The sequence below is a fragment of the Aestuariimicrobium sp. Y1814 genome (assembly GCF_050113895.1).
GTDB lineage: Bacteria > Actinomycetota > Actinomycetes > Propionibacteriales > Propionibacteriaceae > Aestuariimicrobium.
Window position 1 is genome coordinate 227,719 of record NZ_JBNJRW010000004.1, and the last position, 21,979, is coordinate 249,697.

Annotated in this window: 18 protein-coding genes; 5 read left to right on the forward strand and 13 right to left on the reverse strand. The window is 70.8% G+C overall.

What is annotated here, in order from left to right:
- Positions 1-20 precede the first annotated feature (20 nt).
- The 4 genes from tmk to ACQE3C_RS06905 all read right to left on the reverse strand — a co-directional run bounded on the left by tmk (position 21) and on the right by ACQE3C_RS06905 (position 6,520).
- Positions 21-641, reverse strand: a complete 621-nt coding sequence (tmk, locus tag ACQE3C_RS06890; protein WP_434538441.1) for a dTMP kinase — start codon at positions 639-641, stop codon at positions 21-23.
- Positions 638-2,068: a hypothetical protein gene (locus ACQE3C_RS06895; protein WP_434538442.1), complete on the reverse strand. Its 1,431-nt coding sequence runs from the start codon at positions 2,066-2,068 to the stop codon at positions 638-640. The genes tmk and ACQE3C_RS06895 overlap by 4 nt, the downstream gene beginning before the upstream one ends.
- A gap of 12 nt (positions 2,069-2,080) precedes the next feature.
- Positions 2,081-4,912, reverse strand: coding sequence for a type I DNA topoisomerase (topA, locus tag ACQE3C_RS06900; protein ID WP_434538443.1), 2,832 nt, complete (start codon positions 4,910-4,912; stop codon positions 2,081-2,083).
- A 108-nt stretch (positions 4,913-5,020) separates the two neighbouring features.
- Entirely contained in the window at positions 5,021-6,520 is a 1,500-nt protein-coding gene (locus tag ACQE3C_RS06905) for a DUF7059 domain-containing protein (protein ID WP_434538444.1), read from the reverse strand.
- 89 nt (positions 6,521-6,609) lie between these two features.
- Here ACQE3C_RS06905 and ACQE3C_RS06910 point away from each other — a divergent pair, with 89 nt between their 5' ends.
- Entirely contained in the window at positions 6,610-8,877 is a 2,268-nt protein-coding gene (locus tag ACQE3C_RS06910) for a DEAD/DEAH box helicase (RefSeq protein WP_434538445.1), read from the forward strand.
- 432 nt (positions 8,878-9,309) lie between these two features.
- On the forward strand, positions 9,310-10,065 hold the full coding sequence (locus ACQE3C_RS06915) for an HNH endonuclease signature motif containing protein (protein ID WP_434538446.1): 756 nt from the start codon (positions 9,310-9,312) through the stop codon (positions 10,063-10,065).
- 18 nt (positions 10,066-10,083) lie between these two features.
- Here the strand turns inward: ACQE3C_RS06915 and ACQE3C_RS06920 are convergent, their stop codons facing one another.
- Together ACQE3C_RS06920 and ACQE3C_RS06925 are read right to left on the reverse strand one after the other, a co-directional pair.
- Entirely contained in the window at positions 10,084-11,259 is a 1,176-nt protein-coding gene (locus tag ACQE3C_RS06920; protein WP_434538447.1) for an AAA family ATPase, read from the reverse strand.
- A gap of 37 nt (positions 11,260-11,296) precedes the next feature.
- The gene (locus ACQE3C_RS06925) at positions 11,297-12,310 is read right to left on the reverse strand and encodes a YhfZ family protein (RefSeq protein WP_434538448.1); all 1,014 of its coding nucleotides are present in this window, start codon (positions 12,308-12,310) and stop codon (positions 11,297-11,299) included.
- Positions 12,311-12,436: 126 nt separating this feature from the next.
- Between ACQE3C_RS06925 and ACQE3C_RS06930 the strand changes: the two genes are divergently transcribed.
- Genes ACQE3C_RS06930 through ACQE3C_RS06940 form a run of 3 tightly spaced genes read left to right on the forward strand, consistent with a single transcriptional unit; the run spans position 12,437 to position 17,056 of the window.
- On the forward strand, positions 12,437-13,828 hold the full coding sequence (locus ACQE3C_RS06930; RefSeq protein WP_434538449.1) for an FAD-binding oxidoreductase: 1,392 nt from the start codon (positions 12,437-12,439) through the stop codon (positions 13,826-13,828).
- A 55-nt stretch (positions 13,829-13,883) separates the two neighbouring features.
- The gene (locus tag ACQE3C_RS06935; protein WP_434538450.1) at positions 13,884-15,395 is read left to right on the forward strand and encodes an FGGY family carbohydrate kinase; all 1,512 of its coding nucleotides are present in this window, start codon (positions 13,884-13,886) and stop codon (positions 15,393-15,395) included.
- A gap of 5 nt (positions 15,396-15,400) precedes the next feature.
- Positions 15,401-17,056 carry an FAD-dependent oxidoreductase gene (locus ACQE3C_RS06940; protein WP_434538451.1) on the forward strand — a complete coding sequence of 552 codons (1,656 nt, stop codon included), beginning with the start codon at positions 15,401-15,403 and terminating at the stop codon, positions 17,054-17,056.
- Here the strand turns inward: ACQE3C_RS06940 and ACQE3C_RS06945 are convergent.
- The 7 genes from ACQE3C_RS06945 to ssd form a co-directional block, all read right to left on the reverse strand.
- Entirely contained in the window at positions 16,989-17,327 is a 339-nt protein-coding gene (locus ACQE3C_RS06945; RefSeq protein WP_434538452.1) for an Rv3654c family TadE-like protein, read from the reverse strand. The genes ACQE3C_RS06940 and ACQE3C_RS06945 overlap by 68 nt on opposite strands.
- A 29-nt stretch (positions 17,328-17,356) precedes the next feature.
- Entirely contained in the window at positions 17,357-17,701 is a 345-nt protein-coding gene (locus ACQE3C_RS06950) for a TadE family type IV pilus minor pilin (protein ID WP_434538453.1), read from the reverse strand.
- Positions 17,702-17,783: 82 nt separating this feature from the next.
- Positions 17,784-18,065, reverse strand: coding sequence for a DUF4244 domain-containing protein (locus tag ACQE3C_RS06955; protein WP_434538454.1), 282 nt, complete (start codon positions 18,063-18,065; stop codon positions 17,784-17,786).
- Positions 18,066-18,187: 122 nt separating this feature from the next.
- Positions 18,188-18,955, reverse strand: a complete 768-nt coding sequence (locus tag ACQE3C_RS06960) for a type II secretion system F family protein (protein WP_434538455.1) — start codon at positions 18,953-18,955, stop codon at positions 18,188-18,190.
- Positions 18,952-19,770, reverse strand: a complete 819-nt coding sequence (locus ACQE3C_RS06965; protein WP_434538456.1) for a type II secretion system F family protein — start codon at positions 19,768-19,770, stop codon at positions 18,952-18,954. Before ACQE3C_RS06965 ends, ACQE3C_RS06960 begins: the two co-directional genes overlap by 4 nt.
- The gene (locus ACQE3C_RS06970; protein ID WP_434538457.1) at positions 19,767-20,927 is read right to left on the reverse strand and encodes a TadA family conjugal transfer-associated ATPase; all 1,161 of its coding nucleotides are present in this window, start codon (positions 20,925-20,927) and stop codon (positions 19,767-19,769) included. The genes ACQE3C_RS06965 and ACQE3C_RS06970 overlap by 4 nt, the downstream gene beginning before the upstream one ends.
- Positions 20,924-21,946 (reverse strand): septum site-determining protein Ssd, encoded by a 1,023-nt coding sequence (ssd, locus tag ACQE3C_RS06975; RefSeq protein WP_434538458.1) that lies wholly within the window; start codon positions 21,944-21,946, stop codon positions 20,924-20,926. The genes ACQE3C_RS06970 and ssd overlap by 4 nt, the downstream gene beginning before the upstream one ends.
- Positions 21,947-21,979 lie beyond the last annotated feature (33 nt).

Consider the following 21,979-nt stretch of genomic DNA (forward strand, 5'->3'; position numbering starts at 1 on the left):
TGTGGACCCCGGACGCAGCCTCAGGCGTTCCGCTCGACCAGCTCGCGCACCCGTTCGCGGACCGTGGCGGCCAACTGCTCGCGCGGGTCGCGGCCGGGCAGCACGAGGTAGCGCTCCGGGTCCCGCTCGGCCAGCTCGAGGAACAACCGCCGGACGTTGCGGTGGAACTCCTGCCCAGCGGCCTCGAGCCGGTCGGGTTCGGCCTTGGTGTGCACCGCCAGGTCGGGGTCGACGTCGAGCACCACCGTCAGGTCGGGGCGCAGGTCGCGGGTGGCCCAGCGGGCGATGTGCTCCAGTTCGGCCAGGTCCATCCGGCGACCGGCCCCCTGGTAGGCCAACGTCGAGTCGACGTAGCGGTCGCAGACCACCACCTCCCCTGCGCTCAAGGCCGGGACGACCACCTCGTCGACGTGTTGGGCCTTGTCAGCGGCATAGACCAGGGCTTCGGCGCGCGGCGAGATCGGTCCGGACGCCGGGTCGAGCAGCAGGTGGCGCAGGTGCCCGCCGAGCCAGGTGTCGCCGGGTTCCCGGGTCACCCGGTGGGCGATGCCCTGCTCGGCCAGCCAGCCGGCCAGCAGCCGCACCTGGGTGGACTTGCCGGCCCCGTCGCCACCCTCGAAAACGACGAAGACCCCGCTCATACCATCGCCCGCAGCGAGATGATCTTGCGGCGCAACCCGGGCCACTCCTCCTCGAACCGGCCCCGGGCGGCATCACGGGTGTCGCCGGCGCGTTGCAGCGCTCGTCCAGCCTCGAAGGCCTGCGCGGTGGTCCACTCGGCCAGGTCCTGCTCGGCCGGCCACGTGGGCACCGGCTGCGCCGGTTCCAGCAGGCCCTGGATCTTTCGCAACTGCTTGGAGAACTTGCGGGCCAGCTTGCCGAACAGGATGCCGAGCCCCTGCACGGTGCCGAGCAGTTCCCGGGTGGCGACCAGCGCCGCCTCCCACGCGTCATCGGGGCTGTCGGCGCGCAGCTTGGAGCAGCGGTCCAGCAGGATCCGGGTGCCGGCCTCCAGCTGCTGGCGCAGCACCGGGGCGGCCTGGCGGTTGCTGAGGTCCCCCAGCTGGGGTGCGCGGGTGGCCGCGATCAACCCGTCCAGCACCGCGTAGTAGCGCTCGTCCAGCGCGCTGAGGTGGCGGTCGCTGCCCTGGGCGATCACCGCGGCCAGGTCGTTCTCCATGCCGGCGCGCCACGAGGGTTCCAGCACCGAGGCCAGGCTCGAGATCTGGTGGCGCAGGCCGCTCAGTTCATTGACCAGCGGCTCGATGCCCATGCCCTGCGCCGGTTCGGCCGATGCGTCCTCGTCGGACTCGGCGTCCTTGACCCGCTGGGCCAGTTCGCTGGCACGCAGAGCCAGGTCGGCGCGCATGATGTCCTGCAGCCGGGTCGCGAAGACCTGCGAGACGAAGGTCTCCAAGCTCACCTTGGAGTCCCATTCTCGGGGCTCGGGGTAGTCGGTCAGCCCGGTGGCCGGCGCCCCCAGGCTGGAGACCAGGTCGGGGAAGGCGTCGACCTGGATGCCCCCGACCAGGGTCAGCGACTCGACCAGGAACCTGCGCTGCGGGCCGGTCATGGCGGGGCTGGGGACCAGGGTCACCTCCCGGAAGCGGGCGGTGGTCAGCCCACCGCGCCGAATGGTGATCCGCTCGTCACGGATGCTGCCCAGGGAGACGTCCTCGGGGTCCTTCAACGAGTAGGAGTGGCGTTCGATGGTGACCGCGGCGACCGGGCCGAGGGTGGCGCGGCGCCGGAAGGGGCGCACCAGTTCGGCCAGGTCGTCGGGCAGGTCACCGGCGGCACCCAGCGGTTCGGAGTGGTCGGTCGGCAGCCAGGGCTGCCAGGTCGGGGCGTCGAGATACCAGTCGCCGAGGCCGTCGACGACGCGGTGCGCCAGCATCACCCCGGCCCGCAGCAGCCGCTGGTCAGGGGCGTCGAGCAGGGTGATCACCATCTCGAAGGTGGCGTCGCTGCGCTCGGTCAACCGGTCGATGCCGACGCTCGGGTTCGTGAGCCGCGGCGCCTCCAGCGAGTAGGGCAACTCGAAGAACAGCTTGCGTCGTCGTCCCATGGCAGTGTCCGCCTAGTCCTCAGCAGCAGGGGTGGGGGCGGCGGCCGTCGCCTTCGCGGCGGTCGTCTTCGCGGCCGTCGTCTTGCGGGCAGCCGTCTTCTTCGTGGTGGTCTTCTTCGCAGTCGTCGTCTTGGTGGCGGCCGTGGTCTTCTTCGCCGCAGCCTTGGTGGCCGTCGCCTTCTTCGCTGTCGTCTTCTTCGCTGTCGTCCTCTTCACGGCAGCCTTCTTGCGCGTGGTCTTCTTGGCGGGGCCCTTGGCCCGCTTCTCGGCCAGCAGCTCAGCCGCGCGCTCGGCGGTGAGCTCCTCGACGGAGTCGTCCTTGCGCAGGGTCGCGTTGTACTCACCGTCGGTGACGTAGGGGCCGAAGCGGCCCGACTTGACCACCATCGGGTTGCCGCTGACCGGGTCGTTGCCGAGTTCCTTCAGCGGTGGGGCGGCCGCCGCCCGTCCGCGGGTCTTGGGCTGGGCGAGGATCGCCTTCGCCTCGTCCAGGGTCAGGTCGAAGATCTGGTCCTCGTTGGCGAGCGAGCGGGAGTCGCTGCCCTTCTTGAGGTAGGGCCCGTAGCGCCCGTTCTGGGTGGTGATCTCGACGCCGTCGTCATCGGTGCCGACCACCCTCGGGAGGCTCATCAGCTTCAGTGCGTCCTCGAGGGTCACCGTCTCGGGGGTCATCGAGGAGAACAGGCTGCCGGTGCGCGGCTTGGTCTTGTCGCCCTCGTCCAGCACTTCGGTGACGTAGGGGCCGAAGCGGCCGTTGCGCACCACGATCGGGGTGTGGGTCTGCGGATCGAGGCCCAGTTCGCGCTCCTCGCCCATCGGGCGTTCCAACAGTTCCTCGGCCTTCTCGCGGGTCAGTTCGTCCGGCGGAAGGTCGTCGGGAACGTTGGCGCGGCGACCCTTGTCGTCTTCGAGGTAGGTGCCGTAGCGCCCCACCCTCACGTCGATGGCTGAGTCGTCCAGGTCGCCGAGGCTGAAGGTGGACAGTGCGCGCGCGTCGATCTCCCCCAGTTCGGTGACCAGGGAGGACAGGCCGCGGAAGTCGTCGAAGGCATCGCCCAGCGAGTCGTTGTTCTCGCCGAAGTAAAAAGCCTTGAGCAGGTCGAGGCGCTTGGCGTTGCCCCTGGCGACCTCGTCGAGGGTGTCCTCGAGCTTGGCGGTGAAGTCATAGTCGACCAGCGTCGGGAAGTGCTCGACCAGCAGCCGGGTGACGGCGAACGCCAACCAGCTCGGCACCAGCGCCGACCCCTTCTTCCAGACGTAGTCGCGGCTGATCAGGGTCTGGAAGATCGAGGCATAGGTCGACGGACGACCGATCTCGAGCTCCTCGAGCTTGGCGACCAGCGACGGTTCGGTGTAGCGGGCGGGGGGCTTGGTGTCGTGGCCGGCCGGGGTCAGCTCGACCAGGCCCAGCGCCTGCTGCTGGGCCAGCTGCGGCAGCCGCGCCTGCGCGTCATCGGCGTCACCCTCGTCGACCGCGACCACGTAGGCCCGCAGGAAACCGGGCTCGGTGATGGTGCGGCCCGAGGCGGTAAAGGTCGCGTCAGTGACGGACAGGTCGTCGGCCAGGGCGATGGACGATCCCGTGGTGGCGTTGATCTTCACGGTCAGGGTGTTTCCCCGGGCATCGATCATCTGGCTGGCGATGGTGCGCTGCCAGATCAGCTCGTAGAGCCGGAACTTGTCACCGGTCAGCCCCGTCTGGGCGGGGGTGCGGAAGGAGTCACCGGCGGGACGGATCGCCTCGTGCGCCTCCTGCGCGTTCTTGACCTTGGACGAGTACTGCCGCGGGCGGTCGGGCACCGAGTCGGCACCGTAGAGCTGCGCGGCCTGGGCGCGGGCCGCGCTGATCGCCTGCGAGCTCAGGTTCACCGAGTCGGTACGCATGTAGGTGATGTAGCCGCCCTCGTAGAGCTGCTGGGCGATCCGCATGGTGGTGTCGGAACTGAAGCCCAGCTTGCGACCGGCGTCCTGCTGCAGCGTGGTCGTCCGGAAGGGGGCGTAGGGGCGGCGGGTGTAGGCCTTCGACTCGACCGAGGCGACGCTGAACGCGGCGCCGGCCAGGCCGTCGGCGAGCGAGGTGGCCCGCTGCTCGTCGAGGGCGATGGCACCCTGACGCGTGAGTTGCCCCTGGGCGTTGAAGTCTGAGCCGGTGGCGACCCGGGCGTCGTCCAACCCGGTCAGCCGGGCGGTGAAGCGGGTGCCCTCGGCCTCGAGCTCGGCGTCCATGTCCCAGTAGTTGGCGCTGGTGAACGCGATCCGCTCGCGTTCCCGGTCGACGACCAGGCGCATGGCGACCGACTGCACGCGGCCGGCCGACAGCTTCGGCTTGACCTTCTTCCACAGCACCGGTGAGACCTCGAAACCGTAGAGCCGGTCGAGGATGCGGCGGGCTTCCTGGGCATCGACCAGGTCGAGGTCGAGCTCGCGGGGGTTCTCGACGGCCTCAGTGATGGCGTCGCGGGTGATCTCGTGGAAGACCATCCGCTTGGCCGGCACCTTGGGCTTCAGTTCGCTGAGCAGGTGCCAGGCAATCGCCTCACCCTCGCGGTCACCGTCGGTGGCGAGCAGCAGTTCGTCGGCGTCGGCCAGGTGCTCCTTGAGCTGGCGCATGGTCGCCTTCTTGTCGGCGTCGACCACGTAGAGCGGCTCGAAGTCGTTGTCGACGTTGACGCCGGTGCGGGCCCACTTCTCCCCCTTGTACTTGGCGGGCACCTCGGCGGCGTTGCGCGGCAGGTCACGCACGTGACCCCGGCTCGACTCCACGATGTAGTCGTCGCCGAGGTAGCTGGCGATCTTGGTCGCCTTGGTGGGTGACTCGACGATCACGAGCCGCTTGCCTGCCATGGAACACCTTCTGTTGGGGGTTTGACGGCGGATGGGCCGCGTACACCAGAGAACCGTACCGGGGTCCGTCAAGAGTGCAGTGTGCCATGTGGCTCGGACAAAACCGTCTCACGGGTTGAGGAAGCCGTCGAGCACCGCCTTGCGCAACTCGGGTTCGAGCTCGGTGCGCAGGGCCTCGGCGTCGACCTCGAGCAGTTGGGCGACCGCGCCGATGATGCTGCCCAGGTCGAGGTCGCCCTGGCAGGCACCGAGCACCGCCGCGAGCGCGGTGCCGGCATCGATGGCACGCCGCAGCCCGCTGCCCTGGCGCAGCACGATGTGTTCCGGGCCGGCCGCGCCGGGGGCGCCGGTGGACTCCTCGGTGACATGGTCGGCGATGGTGAACCGGGTCGCGGCGAGTTCGGGCCAGGGCAGCCGGCTCGTGGTCAGGTCGGCCTGGTGGCGCGCGAAGGCGGCGCCCACCGGCTGCTGCACGGCCCAGGGCCAGTCCTCGAAGCGCCGCAGCGGGTCGTCGCGTTCAGATCGGGTGAGCACCAGCCAGCCCATCCCGACCGCGGTGATGCCGAGTTCGGCGAAGTAGTCGAGCCATTCCTGGTAGGCCTCGCGCCAGCGCAGCGTCTGGTGCAGGCCGGCATCGGTCAGCCACATCTCGATGTACTCGTGCACGCCGAGGCGCTCGCGTTCGAGAACCCACAGGTCGGCGTCGTCGGGCGCCCAGTCGGCCAGCCGCTCCTGCCAGGGCTGGTCGGCGGTCAGCGCCCAGTTGCCGAGCACCTGCAGCGACCCACCGGGGTTGAGGTGGTCGACCGCACCCTCGACCACGGCGCGGACGAGATCGTCCCCGACGAAACCGCCTTCGCGGTAGACCAGCCGCCGGGTGTTCGGCGGGCTCATCACGTAGGGCGGGTTGGTGACGATCAGGTCGAACCGTTCCGGCACCGGGTCGTAGAGCGACCCGAGCCTCAGGTCGAGGGAGATGTCGTTGAGCCCCGCGGTGAGTTCGGCCAGTTGCAGTGCGCGCGGGTTGAGGTCGGTGGCCACCACCCGCTCGGCGTGCCGCGACAGGTGCAATGACTGGATGCCGCAGCCGGTGCCCAGGTCGAGCGCGGAGGTGACCGGGGTCCGCATCACCAGTTGGGCCAGGGTGGTGGAGGCGGGGCTCGCACCGAGCACGTAGTCGCCGCGCATGCTCACCGGTTGGTGGTCCAGACCGGGGGTGAGGTCGCTGACCAGCCACCCGGATGCGCCGTCGTCCGGTGAGCCGTAGGGGCGGATGTCGACGCCGGCGCGCAGTTGGTCAGCCTCGAAACCGACGATGCCGGCGGCGGCCAGGGCGTTCAGGTCGAGGTGTTCGGCGAGCCTTCCCGACGGGACGGGGCGCTGCAGCAGCCACAGGCGGATGGCGTCGTCGAGGGCATCACCGCTGGTCAGGGCCATGTCTGCCGGCACGGTGATGTTGCGGGACAGGCCGTCCTGGCCCTCTTCGCCGATGCGTTCGAGGACCTGGTCGACGGTGTAGCCGATCTCGGTGAGGGCAGCTCGCAGGTGGGCGGTGGCCGCCTCGTCCAGCAGTGGGGTCTCGTGCGGCGGGCGGCTGGTGGCGGTCATGGGTGCCAGTGTGCCGGATCGGGGCGAGCGCGGGCTGCGGGTGTGTGCCTCGGACGATCGTGTCGGTGGGCCGTGGCATGCTTCGGGGCGTGGGCTTTCCGGAGTGGCTGGCAGGTGATGAGCGGGTCGTGCACCATGATCATCGCCCGGCCCGGGCGGGGCAGGTGACGGCGTGGCCGGCCTGGCTGCCCGACGATGTGCGTGCCTCGGTGACCGCTGCCGGGATCGAGGCCCCCTGGCGGCACCAGACCGAACTGGCCGACCTCGTCCATGCGGGCACCCACGCGGCGATCTGCACCTCGACCGCCTCGGGCAAGTCGCTGGCCTACCTGATGGCGGTGATGGCAGCGACTGCATCGTCCGAACCCTCGCTGGGTCGCCCGGTGGGCGATCGGCGCCACCGGATCACCTCGGCCCGGCCGCACACTGCCTTGTACCTGTCGCCGACCAAGGCGTTGGCGCACGACCAGTTCCGGGCCGCGAAGCAGGTGGGGCCACCGGGTTGGCGGGTTGCCACGCTGGACGGGGACTCCGACCAGGCCGAGCGCCGGTTGGCCCGTGACCATGCCGAGTTCGTGCTGACCAACCCCGACATGCTGCACCTGTCGGTACTGCCGCAGCACCACCGGTGGGCCGGGTTGCTGGGGTCGCTGCGTTATGTCGTGGTCGATGAGGCGCATCGCTACCGCGGGGTGTTCGGGGCGCAGGTGGCACAGGTGCTGCGCCGGCTGCGGCGGGTCTGCGCCCACCACGGGGCGGACCCCACCTTCGTGCTGGCCAGCGCCACCGCCACCGATGCGGGAGCCTCTGGTGGCGCCCTGATCGGGGAGCCCTCGGTGGCCGTGGTCGATGCCGATGCCTCACCGCGCCCCGCGCGCGATGTGCTGCTGTGGCAACCCGAGGGCAGCGTGCATCGCGAGGCGGCTGAGGTGCTGGCCCGGTTGGTCGACCAGGGTCGCCAGACCATCGCCTTCGTGGGCTCCAGGACCCAGGCCGAACTGGTGGCTGCCCGGGCGACGGAGGCGGTGGCCTCCGGGGCGAAGGTGGCGTCGTACCGGTCGGGCTACCTGGCCGGTGACCGGCGGCGCCTGGAGTCGGCCCTGCACACCGGCGAACTGGCCGGGGTGGCAGCCACCAATGCGCTCGAGCTGGGCGTGGACATCTCGGGGATGGATGCGGTGCTGGTGGCCGGCTTCCCCGGGACGATGGCGTCGCTGTGGCAGCAGGCCGGACGAGCCGGGCGCGGCGACCGGGACGCGTTGGTGGTGATGCTGGCCGGGGAGGACCCGCGCGACCAGTACCTGGTGCAGCACCCCGACCTGGTGCTGGGGGCGCCGGTGGAACGCACGATCTTGTTCCCCGAGAACCCGCACGTGCTCGGTCCGCACCTGGCTGCGGCCGCCCAGGAACTGCCGTTGACCACGGCGGACGAACGCTGGTTCGGCGCGGGGATGGTCTCGTTGGTCGAGCATGCCGAGCGCCAGGGGGTGCTGCGCCGCCGCGGTGACACGTGGTTCTGGACCCGCCCCGACCGGGCTGTCGACAGGATCAACCTGCGCTCGATGACCGGGGCGGCGGTGCAGGTCATCGAGGAGTCGACCGGGCGGATCATCGGCCAGGTCGATGCCGCTGCGGCCGACCGCACCGTGCACCCCGGGGCGATCTACCTGCACCAGGGCGAGCAGTGGCTAGTCGATGAGTACCTGCCGGAGGTGGCCCAGGCGCTGGTGCACCCCGTCAGCCCCCACTACTGGACCCAGCCGGTCGAGGTCAGCGACCTGCAGGTGTTGCGGACGAAGCAGTCGGCGCCCTTCGGCCCGTCGGGGGTGCTGCTGCACCTGGGTGACGTGCGCCAGACGAGTCGGGTGACCGGGTACCTGCGCCGCGACGAGCGGACCAGCCAGGTCTGGGACCAGACCCCGCTGGACCTGCCCGAGCACACCATGGTGACCCGGTCGATGTGGTGGACGATCCCGGCCGGCCTGTGCACGGAGGTGGGGCTGGAGGGCCTGGGGCTGGGGGCGGCTGCGCATGCCCTGGAGCACACGGCGATCGGCCTGCTGGGCCTGTTCGCCCCGTGTGACCGGTGGGACCTCGGCGGGCTGTCGACGCCGCTGCATCCCGACACCGGGGAGGCGACGATCTTCGTGCATGACGGCACCCCAGGTGGGGCGGGTTTCGCCGAGCGGGCCTTCGAGGCGGCCGAGCCGTGGTTGCGGGCGGTGGCGGAGCGGTTGGCGACCTGTGAATGTGAATCGGGCTGCCCGGCGTGCGTGGTCTCACCGAAGTGCGGCAACGGGAACCAGCTGCTCGACAAGGAGGCGGCACTGCGGTTGGCGCGGGCGATGCTGGGCTGAGGGTCCTGCGTGGGCGCGGTGCGGCGCGAAAGCGCTGCGATCTGAGAAGTGGGCGAAGGTGATGTGCGTGGCCCCTCATCCCCTCAGAGAAGGGCCACGCACACTCCCCCGCGGCGCGCCTAGCGCTATTCATCCCCGCCAAGGTGATGAATCAACCACGAGGATCGTGGGAGGTCGATGTCGACCTGGTAGGAACCAGCCTAGGCCGGTCCCCTGGGGTGCTGCCAAGCCGGGAAACGAGGTTTCGATAAACCTTCAGGAAGTCTTTCGCCTCATCCCGCCTCAACTGCACTGCCAGTCTGCCTCACGGATCAAATCCTGGGAAGGGGGGTACGGGAGTTGAACATTCAAGTTGGCCGATTCGCTGACTGTTCGAGGGTTTCTTGAGCCCAGGGTCTTGTCCATGGTTTCGAACATGTGTACTATATATACATGGATCGGTGGGGTGCTTGGACGAAGCGGGCGGGACGGCTCGCGGGTGAGCTTGCCCAGGCGCAGGCCGGTCTGGTGGAACTGACTCGGGAGTTGTTGGCGGGGTCGGGGTGGGCTGGTGACGGGGTGAAGTCCCCGGAGCACTGGTTGCAGGTCTATGCGGGGGTGTCGGCTGGGCAGGCGCGGGCGTTGGTGCGGGTCGCTGAGCGTGGTGCGGGTTTGGAGCCGGTGTGGGAAACCCAGAGTGTGCCGGTGGCGGTGGGCAGGTCGTTGCGGATCGTGCCGGACCGCACGCGGGTGTTGGTGGAGGACCGGGACCGTGGGTGTCGTTACCCCGGGTGCGGGGTGGGTGGGTTCCTGGAGAATCATCACCTGGTGCATTGGAAGGATGGTGGGCCGACCGACCCGGACAACCTGGTCTCCTTGTGCCCGTTGCATCATCGGCAGGTGCACCTGGGTGAGTACAGCATCTCTGGTGACCCTGGTCGGGTGGATGGGTTGGTGTTCACCGGGGGTAGTGGCAGGGTCGGCAAGTACATCGGCTACGGCATGCCGAAACAACCACTCCGAGTGCTGGCAGGCCGGCCGGAACCGATACGGGTCGGGATCCGCGGGGAACGCCTCGACCTCGGCGCGGTCTACTTCAACAGTGCCGAACACCCCGTTGACCCCGAACCCCCACCACCCGGCGCGCAGCCCGGGGCAGGCCCCGAACCACCCGCGCCACCGGGCACCGACCGGGCACCCGCCGCCTGACCCGAGCACGCCACGACGTCAGCGGCTGCCCCAGTTCCACGTCGGGGTGGTCAGCAGGCCCTGCCCCTCGATGAGGGTCTCACCGGTGTTCTTGACCAGGTGGTGGTGGACGACGCGCTCTTCGCCGCCGGCCTCGACCAGCGGGCGGATCAGGTCCTGGGCATGGCTCACGATGATGACCTGGGTGCGCTCGGCCACCCGGGAGATCAGCTCAGCCAGGATCGGCAGCGCGTGCGGGTGCAGGCTGGTCTCGGGCTCATTGAGGACCAGCAGGCTGGGTGGTTGCGGGCTGAGCAGCGCCACAGCCAGCAGCAGGAACCGCAGGGTGCCGTCGCTCAGCTCGGCCGCAGTCAGGGGGCGCAGCATCCCCGGCTGCTGGACAACCAGCCCGAACCTGCCCTCGGAGGTGGCGGCCACGGAGACCGTCGTCCCCGGGAAGGCCTGGTCGATGGCCTCGACCAGCGGCCCGCCCCAGGCCGACTCGGCGACCGTGGCGTAGGCGGCGGCGAGGTCATGGCCATCAGGGGCCAGCACGGGGGTCCAGGTGCCGACGCAACTCTCGCGGGCCGGCGCCTGGGTGTCGGTGCGGAAGCTGTCGTAGAAGCGCCACGACGAAACGGTGCGCCGCATCAGGCGCAGTTCCGGGTACTCCTGAGGGTCGGCGAGTTCGGCGAGCATGCTGGTGCGCGTCGACAGGTCGTCCAGTACCGGTCGGCTGCCGCGCTCGCCGATGAGCGTGACGGTGGCGCCCTTGCGGCGGACCAGGGCACCGGCCGGCCGGAACAGCGGTGGGACGAAGAGCTCTTCGCGCTTGATGACCGGGTCGTGCACGAACAGGCTGTGCCCCACGGGCGGCAGGCCGATGTCGATCAGGTAGCCGAGGTCGTCGGTGGTGAACCCGAGCATCAGGCTGACCGGCTTCTTGCGGCGGGCCGCACCCTCGACGGGCACCTCGCCGCGACGCATGCCACCGGAGATGATCTCGGGGCCGGCCCACAGCACCCTCTCGAGGCCGCCGTCGTGGGCCAGCGGGGCGACCACGCCGCCCTCGGCCGTGGCGGCCAGCAGTCGCAGCGCCCGGTAGAGGCTCGACTTGCCCGCTCCGTTCGGCCCGGTGACCAGCGTCATCGGTGCCAGCGGGAGCACCAGTTCGCGCAGCGAGCGGTAGCCGTGGATGGCCAGCGTGGTGATCATGCCCACAGACTAGGCATCCGCGTCGACATGACGGCTCTCAACGGATGTGGCTGGCCTGGGTGCGCACCGCGGCCTCGAGCGCCGCACTCCGACTGCGTTCCTCCTCGAACCCGGCGCGCTGGTCAGCGTCCAGGGTGCTGAGGTCCAGGGCCTCGAGCACCGCCCGCAGCTCAGGCCGCCCGGACCAACCCACGATGGCCGCCGCAGACAACTCGTCCCGGACGGCCCGGCCACGCGGCTGCTGGAAGGCCACCAACGCCAACCCGGCCCGGCGCGGCGGGATGGCCGAGCGGGTGACGTGCCAGACCCCAGCGTCAACCACCCCCGCATGCACATAGGCAGGAACTTCCGGGAAGTTGATGTCCACGAACTCGACGGGGGCCTCGCCGAACTCGCCGGCCGTCAGCGCCTCGTGGTCGAAGGAGTCGCGGTCAATCGCGACCCGTGCTGGCGCGAGTCCCTCGTCCACATCGACCTGGCGCCGCAGGATCACCAGCTGGTCGGGGGCGTAGTAGGTGCCGGGCCCGAGCACCCGCTCCACCTCCCGCCAGCCCGCCCCGGCCAGGCTGCGGACGCCGGCCAGGGTACCCGCCGAAGTCACCGTCAGGTCATCCTCCCCAGCCATGACCGAGTGGATGCGGGGCGCACCACCTCGGGAGTGCCTCACGGAGTGGGGGATGCCCAGGTCGGTCAGCGTCCTGGCGAGGGTGGACTCGAGCACGTCCATCTCGACTGCACCGGCGGGTGACAACAGCACCCTCAGCGGGTCAAGACCGGCCGAATGCCAGCAACGGCCAACGTCGACCTGCTCGATGCGTCGTCCCAGGTGGCCGCGCGACACGGTGTGCAGCGCACCGCGGTCGGCCAGCACGTCGAGGGCGCGCTGCACGGTACCCGCGCTGATGCCCAGGTCGTCACGCAGCGCGGTGTTCTTCACCAGGGTCCCGCCGACCCCCTTGGCAAGCGCATCCACGGCCAGGGCGCGCATGGCCGACCCCAGTCCCTGCTGACTCGAACTCGTCGAGGCCGGCTCGTTCCGGTGCTTCTGCATGCCCCACCCTTTCGTGACCGAGGCTAGCGGCCCTTCCGCACCACCCTCTTGACACCCCGCCGGACGCCCTGCAATAGTTCCACACATCGAGTACTCCATTTCTGGATTATTAGGAGAATGATGCGGTTGAACGAAAAGCTGCTGGGCTCCCTGCGTGACATCGTCGGGCCCACCGCTGTCGACACCTCCGCCGCGGGCCTGGCCGCCAGCAGCCAGGACACCTGGCCGCTGATGACCAAGCGCGCCATGGTTGGCGAGCACCCCCACCAGGCCGACGTCGTCGTGCGCCTGTCGAGCTTTGACCAGGCCCCGGCGGTGTTCGCCGTGGCCACCGAGCACCGGGTGCCGGTCACCGTGCGGGCACTCGCCTCCTCGGTGACCGGGCAGCCACTGCCTGTGCGGGGCGGCATCGTCCTGGACGTCTCGGGGGTACCGGCCGGCTACACGGTGAACGAGCACAACATGACCGTCACCGCGTCGGCCTCCCAGAACGGCGGCGAGCTGGAGGACGCGCTGGCTGCCCTCGGGTTGACCCTGGGCCACTCGCCCCAGTCGCTGTACCGCTCCAGCGTCGGCGGCTGGGTGGCGACCCTGGCCACCGGGCAGTTCTCGTCCATGTACGGGGGCATCGAAGACCTGGTCACCGGCTACAAGGTCGTCCTGGCCACCGGTGAACAGGTCGAGGTGAAGGCCTCCCCCCGCGCGGCGATGGGGCCGGACCTGCGCAAGGTGTTCATCGGTTCCGAGGGCACCCTGGGCCTGGTCACCGAGGTGACCTTGAAGCTCTTCCCCGCCGACCTGCCGACCGAGGTCCAGACCTGGGCGCTGCCCACGGTCGAGGCCGGCCTGACCGTGATGCGCGACCAGGCGCTGCTGGGCCTTCGACCCTTCCTGCTGCGCTTCTACGACACCGACGAGGCCCGTCACGCCATGCAGGACCCGGGCTTCGAGTCCCCGGTGCTGTTCATCGGTGCCCGCGGCCCGCAAGAGGTCGTGGACGCCGAACTCGCTGTGCTGGGCCGGTTGGCCACCGAGCACGGCGGCCAGCAACTGGGCCCTGATGGTGTCCACGGCTGGATGGGGCGCCGGTTCGACTTCTCGACAGTCGAGAACCTGGTGGCCGAGACCGGCGGGTTCGCCGAGACCATCGAGGTCGCCCACAACTGGGACGGGATCAATGACCTGTACCTGGCCATGCGGCAGGCACTGGCACCACTCGCCGACGAGGTGCTGTCGCACTTCTCGCACGTCTACACCCAGGGCACGTCGATGTACGTGATCCTGCTGGGCCGCGCGGCGACCAACGAGGCCGCCGTCGAGCGGATCCAGCAGATCTGGGACACCGCGATGGCGGTCTGCCTCGAGCAGGGCGCCGAGTTGTCCCACCACCACGGTGGCGGCCTGGCCCGCTCCCCCTACTCGCGCCAGTCCCTCGGCTCAGGCCACCTGGTGCTGCAGAAGCTCAAGGCCGCGCTCGACCCGGCCGGCATCCTCAACCCCGGCAAGCTCGGGCTCTGACCCGAGCACCCCCACACACCCCCACGCACCCCCACCCACGTCCAAGGAGCCAACGATGTCCTCCACCCGCATCCTCGTCATCGACGCCGGCACCACCGGCATCCGTGCCCTCATCTACGACAACACCGCACAGGTCCTGGCCACGGCCTACACCGAGTTCCCGCAGTACCACCCCGGCGCCGACCGGGTGGAGCACGACGGCAATGAGATCTGGGACGCGACGCAACGCATGATGACCCAGGCCCTCGCCGACGCCGCCCTGGCGCCGGGCGACATCACCGCCATCGGCATCACGAACCAGCGCGCCACCACTGTGCTGTGGGACCGCGAGACCGGTGAACCCGTCACCCGGGCCATCGTCTGGCAGGACACCCGCACCGCTGACCGGGCGGCGGAGCTGGCCCCCGAGTGGGGTGAGAAGGTGTACAGCCGCACCGGCTGGTCCCTGGCCCCGGTGTACTCCAGCCTGAGCATCGAGTGGATGTTGAACAATGTCGCCGGGCTGCGCGAACTGGCCGACGCCGGCCGGTTGGCCTTCGGGACGATCGACTCGTGGCTCATCCACAAGCTGACCGGCGGAGCCAGCCATGTGATCAGCGCCTCGAATGCTTCGGTGACCGGGTCGTACGACCTGACCACCGACCAGTGGTACACCGAGTGGCTGGAAGCGCTGGGCATCCCTGTCGCCATGTACCCGGCGGTGGTCGACGACTCCGGCACCATGGGGACGACCACGGTGGAGGCCTTCGGCGCTGAGGTCGTGATCGCCTCAGCAATCGCCGACCAGCATTCCGCACTGTTCGCCCAGGGTTGCATCGAACCGGGCATGGTGAAGTGCACCCATGGGACGGGCACCTTCCTGGACATGACCATCGGCACCACGCCGGTGATCGACACCGCCAGCGGCCTGACCTCGCAGATCGCGTGGCGGATCAACGGTGAGACGGTCTACGCCCTCGAGGGGTACGCCGGTTCCACCGGTGCGGCCGTCCAGTGGCTGCGTGACGGGCTCGAGATCCTGAGCCAGTCGGCGGAGTCGGAGTCGCTGGCCACCACCGTGGACGACAACGGTGGGGTCTACTTCGTGCCGGCGTTGACCGGCTTGTCGGCCCCCTGCTGGGATGCCTATGCCCGTGGCACCATTTTCGGCATCAGCCCCGGGACCACCCGCGGCCACCTGGCCAGGGCGACGCTGGAGGGGATCGTGTTCTCGGTGCGTGACTTCGTCGATGTGATGAGCAGCGTCTCGGGCCACGCGATCACCCGGATCGCGGTCGACGGTGGCGGCGCCCGTAACAACCTGCTGCTGCAGTTCCAGGCCGACCAGTTGGATGCCGAGGTCACTCGACCGAAGAACACCGAGGCGACCAGCCTGGGCGCAGCACTGTTGGCCGGGTTGGCCACCGGTGTGTGGGAGACCCCCGAGCAGGCGGTGGCCATGGTGGAGATCGACCGGAGCTTCCTGCCGGCCGCCGACGATGCCGACCGCAGCGCGGCCTATGCCGGCTGGCAGCGGGCGGTGGAACGCTCCCGCGGTTGGCTCAAGCGCGACACCGAGGCGGAGTGAGGCCGATGGAACGCCCACTGCCCGACGACCTCACCGGCACCCTGTTCGACCTCATCGTGATCGGTGGTGGCATCACCGGTGTGGCCACCGCTCGCGACGCGGCCCTGCGCGGGCTGTCGGTCCTGCTGGTCGAGAAGGACGACTTCGCCTCCGGCACCTCGAGCCGGTCGTCCAAACTCATCCATGGCGGGCTTCGCTACCTGCAGACCTACCAGTTCAAGCTGGTGGCAGAGTCCGTGCGCGAACGTGAGCGAATGCTCACGATGGCTCCCCACCTCACCGAGGTGCGCCCGTTCCTGTACCTGCTCTACGAGGGTTACCCCGAGGGCAGGGCGCTGCTGAACCTGGGACTGACGTTCTACGACGCGGCCTCCGGGGCGTGGCTCAAGCGGCGCCACTCGATGCTGTCCGCCCGCAAGGTGCTCGAACTCGAACCGCACCTGCGCGCGAGTGGACTGGTGGGGGCGGGGCGCTACTACGACGTGCTCACCGACGATGCCCGGCTGACGGTCGACCACGCCAAGGGGGCCGCCGAGGCGGGTGCCCGGATGCTCAACCATGCGGCGGTGACCGGCCTGGTCATCGAGGCAGGGCAGACGCGTGGGGTCCGGGTCGTCGACCAGCTCGACGGGCGGGAGTTCGAGGTGCATGCCCGGCAGGTGGTCAGCGCCACCGGTCCGTGGACCGACCGCACCCTGGCCATGGAGCGGGGCGACCACGTGAGCAGCCTGCGGCCCAGCAAGGGGGTGCACATCGTGGTCCGCAAGAGCGACTTCCCCCTCAACACGGCGGTGTTCCTGCGCTCCCCTGACGACAACCGGGTGGTGTGGCCCACCCCGTCACTGGAGGATGACCTGGTCTACATCGGCACGACCGACACCGACTTCACCGGGGACCCCGACCATGTGGTCCCCGAGGAGTCCGACATAGGCTACCTGCTCAACGTCGCCAACCACACCATCCCCGAGGCGCGGCTGACCGACCAGCACATCGTCGGCGCGTGGGCGGGGCTGCGTCCGCTGGTGGCCGCCGACCCGAGTGCCTCCACCGGGAACACCAGCCGGGAGCATGTGATCACCGAGGGAGCCACGGGGCTGCTGACGATCTCGGGGGGCAAGCTCACCAGCAGCCGCGTGATGGCCAAGCACCTCGTCGATGCCGTGATGGGCAAGTTGCAGCGACCGACGGACAGGTCGGTCGCGGACCGGACACCCATCTCGGGGGGCAGCCCCGCCAGCACACTCGGCCTGCTCGTGGCGACGGCTTCGGCCGGGGTGCCCGACCACATTGCCCAGACCTGGGTGCGCCGCTACGGCAGCAACGCCGGCAAGGTCCTGGCCCGGTGGCAGGCCGACGAGGCAGCCCGGGAGGTGGTCGGTCCACGCGGCCTGACCCGGGCCGAGGTCGCCTACTGCGTCGCCGAAGAGATGTGCCTGACGTTGAGTGACCTGCTGGTCCGCCGGACGTCGCTGTTCTTCTGGGACGCGCCGGGCACGCTGGAGCAGGTCGACGGGATTGCCCGCAGTCTCGGCGCCGAGCTCGGCTGGGACGACGATCGTCGCGCGGAGGAGGTCGAGCAGTACACCGCGCTGGTCAGGGGGAACCTGCCGGGCCGGCGGCTGCAGCACCCCACGCCCGACGAGGGACACCCGGCAGGGTGATCGCCGGCCGCAGCGGGGTGCTGGCCTCCACCAGCAGGACGAAGCTCACCGCGTCCCCCTTCAGGGTGCAGGTGGTGACCTCACCCCCGTTGCGGCGGGCTGTTTCCCGGGCCGCAGCGCAGGGGTCACCTCCTTGCGTGAGGGTGTGGGCGCCGGTGAGCGCGGCCAGGTCGGCGATGCGGTGGGCCCGGTGGGCGCTCGCGATCCAGCCGATCGCCCACAGGCCCAACAGCATGAACCCGACCAACCCCAGCGCCAGGGTTCCGCTCACTACGGTCCCAGCCCCGCGCTGACCCCGCGTCACTGCCCCGGCTCCAGCGGTTGCTGGGCGGTGGCGCTGACCTCGACCGGCCCGATCGGCCCCCAGGATCGGGTGGCGGTCACCGTGACGTGGACCCAGCCGTCGCGGGTGCTGACGTCGATCGTGCTGTTGCTGGGTGCCACCTGCTTGACCCGCTGGAGTTGCTGGGCATCACCGCGGGCGGCATGCCGGGCGGCCTGCACCGCGATGGTCTCGGCACGGTCCTGCAGGATCAGCAGGCCGATCACCGACGATGCACCGAACAGGGCCAGCGCCGCCACCAGCAGGCCCACGGCCAGCTCGGCGGTCACCATTCCCCGTTGCTCGATTCCCCGTTGCCTCATGCTGTCTCCCTTGCTCACCGGGCTGCGGAACTGGTGCGGCGACCGGCGGGTGTTCCCCTCCCCCGCCGGCCGCCGCGACAACTCAGCGGATCTGGCCCCCGACCCAGCCGAGGATCTTGAGGACGACCTTCAGTGCGGTCTTGAAGAACTCGGCGTCGGTGACCACGCGCAGCAGCACCAGTGCGAACGAGACGGCGGCGAGGATGCCGACGGCGTACTCCGCGGTGGACATTCCACGTTCGGCGAGCCGACGGGTGCCCCGGTGGACCCGGGCGAGGGTCGAGGTGCGCTGCGGCGCGAAGGCCTCGGTGTCGAGCAGGTCAACGCCCTGGTTGGCGCCGACCGGGGTGGAGATCTCGGACATGTGAATCCTTTCGGTTGCGACCCACGCTCGTGGGTTCGTCACGACCATGAGTCGCCGACCGGTGCCTGCTCCAAACGGACAACACCCTGTGGACAACTCGGCCGCCAGCACCCTCCACACCCTCAGGGCAGGTAGGAACTGACCAGTCCCGCGATGATCGGCACGACCCCGACGAGCACGAAGGCCGGCAGGAAGCAGGTCATCAACGGCAGCACCGACCGGATGCCCACAGTCCTGGCCTGCTTCTCGACCTCACCGCGGTGGTTCGCCCTGGCCTGCGTCGCATGCACCTGCAACACCTCGACCACCGCGGCACCCGAGGTGGCATTGCGGGCAAGATCCCGCGCCGGGCCGCCCCACACCGGTGCCAGTGCCGGGTCGTCGGCCACCTGTTGCCAGGCCTCCTGCTCGCTTCGCCCCACCCGCAGGTGGCTGCCGACCGATTCCAGTACCGCCCGGGACTCGGGCAGGCTCACCGCCGCCACGTCATCGATGGCGACCCGGGTCGGTGAACCGGCGGACAGGGCACTGGCCAGCAGGCCCAGCACCTCGGGCAGTTGCTCGGCCAGCCGCCGGCGGCGACGCACCAGGCCGGCATCGTCCAGTTGCCCCAACCAGAACCAGGCCGCCACGCCGACCACCGGTGCAACCAGCAGCGCCCACACCGACGCCACCAGCGCCCCCGTGGCGAGCCCCGCCGCAGCACTGACCAGCACCCGCTGCTGCCCACCGCTGCCGGGCCCGACCCGCCGCCCCGACCGGCCCGGCTGACCCGGCTGTCCCGGGGGACGGCGCAGCAGGTCGCGGCCGACCTCGGGTGGCCGCAGCAGCCCCACCAGCACGACCACCGCCAGGCCCGCCACCACCGCGCCATTCACCACCAGGCTCACCGCGTCCTGCGTTCCGCGTGCTCGGCCAGCCACTCGGTCCACACCATGCCCACGCAGGCCAGGCTCACCGCCACCGCCAGCACCCAGCGGCCCACTGTGGTGGACACCAGAAACTCGTCGGGCGACCCACCGACCATGAACCCCATGGCGATCCCGACAAGGGGCAGCACCGCCAGCAGCTTCCCCGTGGCCCGCGCCGGGGCCAGCTCGGCGGCCACCGAGCGTCGCAGCTGGGCCCGGTCGGACAGGTCGGCCGCCACCCGTTCGGCGGCCTCGGCCATCGGCGCACCGGAGCGTTCGGCCAGCTGCCACGCCGCCGCCAGGGACCGCAACCCCGCCGCCCCGGGCCGGTCGGCCTCCCGCCGTAGGGCGCCGGGGACGTCACCGCCGACCCGGTGCGCCGCCACCCCCGGCACCAGTACCGGGCAGTCCTCGGCGGCATGCTGCAGCGCCACCACCGGAACCTGCCCGATGCGCAACTGCCCCGACAGCACCTGGGCACCCCGAGCCACCTGCTGGGCGGTCGCCAGGCTGCGCCGCTGCGACCCGGCACGACCCACCAACACCGCCACCGTCGCGACCAGCACCACGCCCGCCACCAACAACGGGAACCAGTCCACCCCGAGCAGCGCCACCAGCCCCAGCGAGACCGCGCCCAGCAGCACCACCGGCCCCGCCACCAGGCGTCGCCCCGGCAGCCGGGCAGCATGGCGCCCCTGGGTCGCCGCCGCCACGAACCCCGGGGTCCGCGAAGGCGGCGGCACCAGCACCCAGACCAGCACCGCGGCCGCACCGGCGAGCACGAGCGCACTCACGCCGCCCACCCCCGGCCCGCCAACAGCGCCTCCAACCCGTCATGGCCCGGGCCACGCCGAGGCCCGACCTGCCCCGGCGCCCACACCAGCGCCGGCTCGACCACGAACCGGCCCACGCTGCCGCCGACCACCCCGACCTGGGTGAGCCGCCGGCGACCGTCCGGCCACCTCGCCACATGGACGACCACGTCGAGCGCGGCCAGCGCCTGCGCGTGGCAGGCGTCCCGACCCAAGCCACCCAGCGCCGCCAACGCCTCGATGCGGGCGCCGACATCGGCGACCGAGTTGGCGTGGATCGTCCCGCAGCCCCCTTCGTGGCCGGTGTTCATGGCCATCAGCAGGTCACAGATCTCCGCCCCACGCACCTCACCGACGACCAGCCGGTCAGGACGCATCCGCAGGGCCTGGCGCACAAGCGTGGTCAGGGTCACCGCCCCGGCCCCCTCCGCATTGGCCACCCGCCCCTCCAGCCGCACCACATGCGGGTGGTCAGGGTTCAGCTCGCGGGAGTCCTCGACCACCAGCAGCCGCTGGTCGTCAGCCACCGCCCCCAGCAGTGAGGCCAGCAGGGTGGTCTTGCCCGACCCGGTGCCACCACTGATCAGGAAGGCGGCTCGGCTGGCCACCAGCGTTTCGAGCACCTCGAGGCCGGTCGCATCGAGACCACCGCCGTCGCGCCAGTCCTGCAGCGACAGGGCGCGACTCGAAGGCACCCGCAGCGAAATGCAGGTGCCCGGTGAGGCCAGCGCGGCCAGCACCGCATGCACCCGGGTGCCATCAGCCATCCGGGCATCCACCCACGGTGAGGCGTCGTCGAGTCGCCGGCCGGCAGCCGCGGCCAACCGGGTGGCCAGCCGGCGCACCTCCTCATCGCCGGCGAAGGTGACCTCGACGCGTTCCAGTCCGGCCCCGCGATCGATGAAGACCTGGTCGGGGCCGTTGACCAGCACATCGGTCACCCCCGGAAGCCGCAGCAGCGCATCCAACGGGCCCGCCCCGACCGAGGTGCGGCGCAGCGCCTCCAACGCCCACAGCACCACCGAGTCCGAGACCACCAACCCCAGGGCACGCATGCCCGCCGCCACGTCGTCCGGGGTGTGCGCGCGACCCAGCCCGGCCAGGTGCAGCCGCAGCGACTCGAGTTCCTCGGGGGTCACGTGTCCATCACCGCCGCCAGGATCGTCCGGCATTCCCGGGCGAAGCGGGAGCGCGCCCCCAGTGCCGGTGGCACCCCGTGCGCCAGGTCGCGGGGCAGCCTCGGGTGGTGGCCAACCCGACCGACGACCCCGAACCCCAGCGCCTGGGCGACATCGTCGGGTGACAGGGATCGGCCCGGACCGGTGCGCACCACCAGCTCCACATCACGCCAGCCCCGTTCGGCGACCAGCGCCCGGGCAGCCAGCACACTGCGCACGTCGGCGCCGACCAGCAGCAGGCTGCGGCTCTGCGACCAGTGCTCCCCCGACGATTGCTCGCCACGGCCGGCGTCGACCACCACCACCCGGTGGCTGCGCAGCACGGTGCGCAACACCGCGGCTGCCGCCTGCGGCCCCGGCATCCGGCCGCTCGGCCCCAGGGCCACCATCGGCAGCCCGGCCTGGTGGGGCAGCCGGTCGGTCACCTCACCGAGGTGACCGGAGGCGCCGGACAGGTCGTCCCACCGCCAACCCGGCACCTGTTCAGCCCCGAGCATCACATCGATGCCGCCACCGCAGTCGGCCAGTTCCACCAGCGCCGAAGGCCATTGTCGGGCCGCCACCTGGGCCAGCCCGGCAGCCAACGTCGAGGCGCCCAGCCCACCGGAGCCGCCGAGCACCCGCAGCAATGTGCCCCCGGCGTCGGCGGCACCGCTGTCGAGGATCGCGCTGATGAAGCCCGCCTGGTCTGGCAGCACCAGCACCGCCGCCTCCAGCGGCACCGACCAGGCCATCACCTCGTCGGCGGATCGTCCGACCACGTGCACCCCGCGACGGGTGGGCAGCCCGAGCCCCACCAGCCAGGCCGCCTGGTCAGCGCCGACGAAGATGCTCGGCGCCCCCTTCCAGGCCTGTCTGAGGTCGCCGGACTCCCGCACCCGTCGCATCGGTGACCGGACGGCCGCGGCGGCCGCGAGCACCTGTTCAACGAGCCCCTCGTCCCGGCAGATGATCAACGACTCGCGGCTGCGTCCACTCACATGACGGTTATGGGCTCGATCGGTCCCAACTGC

What these genes read in the sequence shown, in the direction of transcription:
- tmk (WP_434538441.1), bottom strand. Translation starts at nt 641, where the DNA reads ATGAGCGGGGTCTTCGTCGTTTTCGAGGGTGGCGACGGGGCCGGCAAG.
- ACQE3C_RS06895 (WP_434538442.1), bottom strand. Translation starts at nt 2,068, where the DNA reads ATGGGACGACGACGCAAGCTGTTCTTCGAGTTGCCCTACTCGCTGGAG.
- topA (WP_434538443.1), bottom strand. Translation starts at nt 4,912, where the DNA reads ATGGCAGGCAAGCGGCTCGTGATCGTCGAGTCACCCACCAAGGCGACC.
- ACQE3C_RS06905 (WP_434538444.1), bottom strand. Translation starts at nt 6,520, where the DNA reads ATGACCGCCACCAGCCGCCCGCCGCACGAGACCCCACTGCTGGACGAG.
- ACQE3C_RS06915 (WP_434538446.1), top strand. Translation starts at nt 9,310, where the DNA reads ATGGATCGGTGGGGTGCTTGGACGAAGCGGGCGGGACGGCTCGCGGGT.
- ACQE3C_RS06920 (WP_434538447.1), bottom strand. Translation starts at nt 11,259, where the DNA reads ATGATCACCACGCTGGCCATCCACGGCTACCGCTCGCTGCGCGAACTG.
- ACQE3C_RS06925 (WP_434538448.1), bottom strand. Translation starts at nt 12,310, where the DNA reads ATGCAGAAGCACCGGAACGAGCCGGCCTCGACGAGTTCGAGTCAGCAG.
- ACQE3C_RS06935 (WP_434538450.1), top strand. Translation starts at nt 13,884, where the DNA reads ATGTCCTCCACCCGCATCCTCGTCATCGACGCCGGCACCACCGGCATC.
- ACQE3C_RS06940 (WP_434538451.1), top strand. Translation starts at nt 15,401, where the DNA reads ATGGAACGCCCACTGCCCGACGACCTCACCGGCACCCTGTTCGACCTC.
- ACQE3C_RS06950 (WP_434538453.1), bottom strand. Translation starts at nt 17,701, where the DNA reads ATGAGGCAACGGGGAATCGAGCAACGGGGAATGGTGACCGCCGAGCTG.
- ACQE3C_RS06955 (WP_434538454.1), bottom strand. Translation starts at nt 18,065, where the DNA reads ATGTCCGAGATCTCCACCCCGGTCGGCGCCAACCAGGGCGTTGACCTG.